Source organism: Methanocalculus alkaliphilus (genome assembly GCF_024170505.1).
Taxonomy (GTDB): Archaea; Halobacteriota; Methanomicrobia; order Methanomicrobiales; family Methanocorpusculaceae; genus Methanocalculus; species Methanocalculus alkaliphilus.
The window spans coordinates 1-5,444 of sequence record NZ_JALJYG010000029.1 but is presented as its reverse complement, the minus strand read 5'-3'; the positions used below and the strand labels follow the sequence as shown (position 1 = coordinate 5,444).

Below are 5,444 nucleotides of genomic sequence, written 5' to 3'. Positions count from 1 at the left end.
GGCGGTTGTAACCTATTTTTTTTTGCAAATTTGGGTTTGTTGTAGGGTTTTCAACCCTCAAGTGATCGTTGTTGGGGGGGTTAATCGAAAAACTCCTAAGCTTCCCCGAGCAAACGCTTTAACTCCACAGGCGAGAAGTCCCCTTGCGCACCCGTGCAGGTGGACATATCTTTATGTACGTCTTTATAGAATTTATAGATGTGCACATTGGAACAAATGTACGTAAATGCCATGATGTGCATAGAGAGGGTTTCTATGACATCACAAAAAGAGATGAACACAATTATCCATAATAGAAACTATAACCATTATTTATTATGGATAAAAACCTGATATTCTCAACACATGCTAAATCCATGATGCATGAGCGGATGATTCAGGAAGAATGGGTGTTGAATACCGTACTGTTCCCAGATAGAGTTGAAGAGAGAAAGGATGATGAGGTACATTATCTCAAAGTGATTCCAGATGCAAAGGGAAAAGTACTTCGAGTCATCATAAATCCAATTCTATCTCCAAATCGTGTGATAACAATATTCTTTGACAGGAGGGAACGACCATGAAAGTGACCATCGATAAAGAGGCTGATGCAGTGTATATGCGGCTGTCTGATGCCCCTATTAAGGATTCAGAAGAGATCAAGCCGGGTGTCATCCTCGATTACGATGACGAGAATAACCTGATTGGAATTGAGATCCTCAATGTCTCCAGGCGTGTGCCTTCCGCTGCATTGACCTCGATTCAGCTTGAAACTGCATAATCTCATCCCTTTTCTTTGTATTGGGTGTGGTTGCATAATCTGACGTCTATCCCGAATGGGACAAAAGGTATCATCGACACGAATATCATTCTCTATACGGCTCTGGCTCATCCCTATTATCAAAAATCATCAGCAGATTTCTTATTGCGAATAGAAAGAGAGGAGATACAGAGTTTTATTCCATCAATAGTGAGGGATGGGTCTGTATCGGGTGGTATGATAGATATGCGAGGGGAATGTCTATAATTATTTTATTCGGTTATTGCAACAGGATGCACATTCGAAGGCATATTACGCTTTTTTGATAGTGGTTTTGTTGTTGATTAGGTTTTATACGTACCTATCAAAAGTGTCATTTTATAGTATTCAAAAATTCATCCCGCGAAACATTTGCTTGTTTGAGAATACTCTTAAGAGTTCCTTTTTTTACAGGATTATGGAAAGGAACTGTTACCGTATCACTACCACGCTGCAAAAAAACATGGCTGCCTTTGTGTCTGACGACGACAAATCCAGGTTTTACCAGAGTTTTATAACTTTTTGCCCGGAGATTATCGGTAGTTCAGGCACTTCTAACATCCACCGTTGTACCTTCCCCAAGAATTCCTGCTTGTTCCCGTGTAACCTCAAGCACCAGTGCAATAGCTTCTTTGATCTTCTCAAGTGCTTCTTCTTTCGTGTCACCCTCACTGATCGCTGCTGGAAGCTCCAGACAACGTACAGTAAAACCACCTTCTTCTGCTGCTGCAAGAGCTACTGTATATTTCATGATTAGTCATCGTTGTTTCGGGTATAGTAAAGTTAATCCAAAGAGATCTCTTTGTAAAGAGCCGATCCAAATCAGGAGGATAGGGGTTCGGAACTCTTAATGAAGAATGATAGAGGGTTCAACAAGACACAGAATCTTGAGATCCTCATCCCTGATGACCTGATCAACAAAGCAGACAAATAATCGAAATGCCCATCCTCAGAAGGGACCCCTTTTTCAACACCGGCCTCTGTGACCAGCTTCGTGCTCAGCCGGGACAGGAGCAGTGTGCCCCCCTCCGGGTCGCCCTCCCCGGCTGGCCGCAATTGTCCGGATGCTGGTATCAGGATCCGGTCTGATTCTCTCCATCCGGAACTATTGTCTGATGAAAGCCCGGGAAAGCAGGCATCCTCCATGTACCATATTGTACCAGTTTCGATCAGATCACCCGCCTCCTGGTCTGCCAGGTGAAGGTTTTGGTCATGGGTTGGAGACGAACCGGGAAAACGCTACAGGAAAACACCTTGGGGCGTATCGAAGATTACTCATAGGATACCATTCAAGTTCTGGTATCGGACATGCAGCAGATTAATCATCAGAATTATGATCTCGTCTTCAAAGAGGCCTTCTCTCTCTTTGAGAACCGTTCCCTGGACTTCCTTGGGCTGGATTTTCCCCGGAAAAGAACCAAACTGCGCTGGAACGAGGGGAAGAGTTCAATGAGCTCGAATTAATCTTCCTGCCTGTTAGATCGTGACGGATGGAGAGTTCGCATGATTTTTTTGGAGATGGAAACAAAGATGGATCTGCTTTATGGGGTATTTCTGATCGGACGGTCAGATTCATAGCAGCGAACAAATGCCGTACCCGCCATCGGATGGAACATGGGGTGGACTTTTATTTGGCGATACTTTTTTGGAGAATGAGACCAAGTTGAGGTATCAGGAGAAGATATCTACAAGAGATTGCAGTATTTGCGAAAGCCTGAGAAATGGTTGTTGAAGGTGCTGTTGGTGAGCTTAATCGGACTTTTACGTCAAAAAGGGTACATGGGAGTTACTGATTGGGGATTATAATGGGAAACAGACGTCTTGAACAGGATTTACAGAGCGAAATCAGGGAACTGCCCCTTCATTACCAGAGGAAAATTCTGGATATTGTACGGCTTATGAAGATAGGATGCAGACCTGCAATAAAAAAACATGACATTCTTGAATTAAAAGGGTGCGGGAAAGATATCTGGAAAGGTAACGATGCCAAGGAATATGTCAATAGACTGAGGGATGAATGGAATCGAATATGAAACAACCAGGTAATGACCATGTCAATTTAAAGCATGGGGATGAGGTTGAAATACGAATAATCCCGGATTCTCAGGTAAACAAATAGTTGGTGTCTTCCAGATCGACGATATTGAGATAATAGATGAAATAATCGAGTCTGATTTCGAGGGCAGATTATTGGGGCTGGTTACATTCAAACAAAACCGAATAGGCTGGTTGATAGACAGCCCGTAGATATCTGCATGATAACCGTTGTCTCACCGGAGGGAGTGCCGTGCACACGTCAGTATCGACTACTCAATACAGAGATTAAACGGCATTCATCCCACAAATGGACTCGTGGACTTCCTACCTGTTGGATCGTGAAGATACCCTGTTTATGGTAGAAAAGCCTTTGAGGTATGAAAACCCAATGCTGGATATGGATCCCCATACCTTCTCCAGATATTCAATACAGGTTTCAGGAGCAGTCCAGAGGGTTGGCTATCGGCATATTGTTCAGAATATTGCTAGAAAATTAAAAATTACCGGCTATATCGAGAACCTTGAAGGATATGATGTGCATATCATCGCAGAGGGCCGTGTATCTGATCTTGATGCCTTCATCCAGGCTATCAGGAATGTGGACTATTCGGTAGAAGTTGAAGAGATTTGTACCGTGAAGGAAGATTATAAAGGAGAATATTCTTATTTCACAGTAATCAGAGGCTCTCCTGAAGAAGAACTTGCAGAGAGAATTGATACCATAATTGCTATCTCTTCACGGATGGAGAGGAAACAGGATATCTCCCTTGAGAAGCACGATACGTCCATTTCATTACAGGAAAAGACGATTGGTCTGCAGGAAAAGACGATTGGTCTGCAGATAGAGACGCTTACTGAAGTGAAAGGAATGAGAAGTGATCTCGATAACCATCTCAATAAGGAGATCTCTGAGATGCGTATGGAATTAAAGGAGATCAGGACGGCATTGATAAACTATGGAATTATGAATGCGGCAAAGTCCTGAGAAGAATACAATAATCTCTCACCTTATCCCTCCAGGCGGAACACTCCTCAATGCCCCTGCCTTTTCATGCTCTAGTAAAGGAGATCCTCATTGCCACCAGGCGGGGCTTGCCGCCCTGCCGCTCCAATTTGAGAAGAGGAACACCCGCCCGCCTGCTCGTCGCATCCGTACCGCTGTAAGCGCTTGCATGTCAGATGTATGAATAATTCTCAAAGAAGATCCTTCTCATGATACATGAGAATAAGTGCTTCCCCGTCAACCGTGCAATCGATTACCTCCATACACTGCTGCTTTGAAAGATGGAGTTGTTCTGCCATAAGACTGAGCAGCCGATCACCGATCTCCTTTTTCCCATGAGATAACCATGTTCGGATCGCTATATCGCACCCATTGTGCCGGAATGTCAGTTTGATATGCTTCGACATCTCTGTTGAGAATCCTTTCTTCTTCAGGCGGGCAATATTTATGTGATTCTTCCGGCTCACCGCATCAGATCCCCTCTGGTATGCGGGATAGGAGCTTCTGCCTGAACAATTGTGCTCCTGAAGAGAGTTTGTGGATATCCTGCTCTCCATAATCCTTCCAGTTCTCTTCGAATTCATTGTCAGGAATTGGTGAGAATCTCATTTCGGGCTGCATCACTTGATACCAGGAACTCCACGAAGCAGAGAGTAATTTCCGATACGCCACTACCTTCCCCGTCAACGATTAGAGATGCGAGTTACATATATATGCATGTGTACCCTCTATTGTGTAACCAAACGTGTGGAGGTATGTGTAGTATGGGGACAAATCTTGCACTCGATGATCATCTCATTGCTGAAGCTCAGGCAATCGGGGGTGCCCGCACAAAGAAGGCCGCGGTTACTGAAGCTCTTGAAGAATATATTCGGAGAAGAAAACAGGTACGGATCACGGAGCTCTTTGGAAAGATAGAGTACGATCCGGAGTATGACTATAAAAAACACCGTCTGCGAAGATGAAAGTCCTTGTTGATACCTCAATCTGGTCTCTTGCTCTCAGGAGAAGAGGTGTTCTGTCAGAAGATGAAAAGGTATCAGTCAGTGCACTGATCGATCTCATCGATGATGCACGGGTTGTTATGATCGGCCCAATCAGGCAGGAACTTCTCTCTGGGATCTCATCAATGTCACAGTTCGATGACCTCAAAGAGCACCTGCAATCCTTTGAAGACCTGCCCCTTTACCGTGAGTATTATGAGAGGGCCGCGGATTTTTTTAATATTTGCAGACGATCCGGTGTTCAGGGCTCACATATTGACTTTTTAATCTGTGCAGTGGCAGTTGAAGCGAGTCTGCAGATTTATACCTCAGACCGTGATTTTATTCAGTATGCAAAGCACCTGCCTATCCATTTATATGGGACATAACCGAATAACTCCCCATTCAGAACATCCACCGTTGTAACTTTCCCAAGAATTCTTGCTTGTTCCCGTGTAACCTCAAGCACCAATTCAATGGCTTCTTTGATGTTCTCGAGTGCTTCTTCTTTCGTGTCACCCTCACTGATAACTGCTGCAAGCTCCAGATGTCAATGTCGGTTTACTTTTCCCCATTTCCGTCGGCGTAAAAATACCCAAATGCGTCGGGATAAAATTCCCCAGTTATGTCGGAATAAAAATCC

11 protein-coding genes are annotated in these 5,444 nt (G+C 44.1%); 8 read left to right on the top strand and 3 right to left on the bottom strand.

Annotation, left to right across the window (positions count from 1 at the left end):
* The first annotated feature begins 317 nt into the window (after window positions 1-317).
* Together J2T58_RS10995 and J2T58_RS10990 are read left to right on the top strand one after the other, a co-directional pair.
* Window positions 318-563: a DUF4258 domain-containing protein gene (locus J2T58_RS10995; protein WP_253490016.1), complete on the top strand. Its 246-nt coding sequence runs from the start codon at window positions 318-320 to the stop codon at window positions 561-563.
* Window positions 560-760 carry a DUF2283 domain-containing protein gene (locus J2T58_RS10990; protein ID WP_253490015.1) on the top strand — a complete coding sequence of 67 codons (201 nt, stop codon included), beginning with the start codon at window positions 560-562 and terminating at the stop codon, window positions 758-760. The genes J2T58_RS10995 and J2T58_RS10990 overlap by 4 nt, the downstream gene beginning before the upstream one ends.
* Window positions 761-1,112: 352 nt before the next feature.
* Here J2T58_RS10990 and J2T58_RS11275 read toward each other — a convergent pair whose 3' ends face one another.
* Both J2T58_RS11275 and J2T58_RS10985 read right to left on the bottom strand, forming a co-directional pair.
* Window positions 1,113-1,286, bottom strand: coding sequence for a type II toxin-antitoxin system HicA family toxin (locus J2T58_RS11275; RefSeq protein ID WP_366518477.1), 174 nt, complete (start codon window positions 1,284-1,286; stop codon window positions 1,113-1,115).
* Window positions 1,287-1,322: 36 nt separating this feature from the next.
* Entirely contained in the window at window positions 1,323-1,529 is a 207-nt protein-coding gene (locus tag J2T58_RS10985) for a type II toxin-antitoxin system HicB family antitoxin (RefSeq protein WP_253490014.1), read from the bottom strand.
* Window positions 1,530-1,717: 188 nt separating this feature from the next.
* On the opposite strand from J2T58_RS10985, the gene J2T58_RS10980 reads away from it, so the two are divergent.
* The 4 genes from J2T58_RS10980 to J2T58_RS10965 all read left to right on the top strand — a co-directional run bounded on the left by J2T58_RS10980 (window position 1,718) and on the right by J2T58_RS10965 (window position 3,800).
* A complete protein-coding gene (locus J2T58_RS10980; protein WP_253490011.1) occupies window positions 1,718-1,867 on the top strand; it encodes a hypothetical protein in 150 nt (49 codons plus the stop codon).
* A 219-nt stretch (window positions 1,868-2,086) separates the two neighbouring features.
* Window positions 2,087-2,242 (top strand): hypothetical protein, encoded by a 156-nt coding sequence (locus J2T58_RS10975; RefSeq protein WP_253490009.1) that lies wholly within the window; start codon window positions 2,087-2,089, stop codon window positions 2,240-2,242.
* Between the two features lie 341 nt (window positions 2,243-2,583).
* Window positions 2,584-2,811: a hypothetical protein gene (locus tag J2T58_RS10970; protein ID WP_253490007.1), complete on the top strand. Its 228-nt coding sequence runs from the start codon at window positions 2,584-2,586 to the stop codon at window positions 2,809-2,811.
* A 359-nt stretch (window positions 2,812-3,170) separates the two neighbouring features.
* A complete protein-coding gene (locus J2T58_RS10965; protein ID WP_253489994.1) occupies window positions 3,171-3,800 on the top strand; it encodes an acylphosphatase in 630 nt (209 codons plus the stop codon).
* Window positions 3,801-4,009: 209 nt separating this feature from the next.
* On the opposite strand, the gene J2T58_RS10960 is transcribed toward J2T58_RS10965, so the two are convergent.
* Window positions 4,010-4,375: a hypothetical protein gene (locus J2T58_RS10960; RefSeq protein WP_253489991.1), complete on the bottom strand. Its 366-nt coding sequence runs from the start codon at window positions 4,373-4,375 to the stop codon at window positions 4,010-4,012.
* A gap of 207 nt (window positions 4,376-4,582) precedes the next feature.
* On the opposite strand from J2T58_RS10960, the gene J2T58_RS10955 reads away from it, so the two are divergent.
* Window positions 4,583-4,783: a type II toxin-antitoxin system VapB family antitoxin gene (locus J2T58_RS10955; RefSeq protein ID WP_211529865.1), complete on the top strand. Its 201-nt coding sequence runs from the start codon at window positions 4,583-4,585 to the stop codon at window positions 4,781-4,783.
* Window positions 4,780-5,190, top strand: coding sequence for a type II toxin-antitoxin system VapC family toxin (gene vapC, locus J2T58_RS10950; RefSeq protein ID WP_253489989.1), 411 nt, complete (start codon window positions 4,780-4,782; stop codon window positions 5,188-5,190). Before J2T58_RS10955 ends, vapC begins: the two co-directional genes overlap by 4 nt.
* Window positions 5,191-5,444: the final 254 nt, after the last annotated feature.

Bases quoted from the DNA above. Each gene is read 5' to 3' on its own strand.
- J2T58_RS10995 (WP_253490016.1), top strand. From the start codon at position 318: ATGGATAAAAACCTGATATTCTCAACACATGCTAAATCCATGATGCAT.
- J2T58_RS10990 (WP_253490015.1), top strand. From the start codon at position 560: ATGAAAGTGACCATCGATAAAGAGGCTGATGCAGTGTATATGCGGCTG.
- J2T58_RS10985 (WP_253490014.1), bottom strand. From the start codon at position 1,529: ATGAAATATACAGTAGCTCTTGCAGCAGCAGAAGAAGGTGGTTTTACT.
- J2T58_RS10980 (WP_253490011.1), top strand. From the start codon at position 1,718: ATGCCCATCCTCAGAAGGGACCCCTTTTTCAACACCGGCCTCTGTGAC.
- J2T58_RS10975 (WP_253490009.1), top strand. From the start codon at position 2,087: ATGCAGCAGATTAATCATCAGAATTATGATCTCGTCTTCAAAGAGGCC.
- J2T58_RS10970 (WP_253490007.1), top strand. From the start codon at position 2,584: ATGGGAAACAGACGTCTTGAACAGGATTTACAGAGCGAAATCAGGGAA.
- J2T58_RS10965 (WP_253489994.1), top strand. From the start codon at position 3,171: ATGGTAGAAAAGCCTTTGAGGTATGAAAACCCAATGCTGGATATGGAT.
- J2T58_RS10960 (WP_253489991.1), bottom strand. From the start codon at position 4,375: ATGGAGAGCAGGATATCCACAAACTCTCTTCAGGAGCACAATTGTTCA.
- J2T58_RS10955 (WP_211529865.1), top strand. From the start codon at position 4,583: ATGGGGACAAATCTTGCACTCGATGATCATCTCATTGCTGAAGCTCAG.
- vapC (WP_253489989.1), top strand. From the start codon at position 4,780: ATGAAAGTCCTTGTTGATACCTCAATCTGGTCTCTTGCTCTCAGGAGA.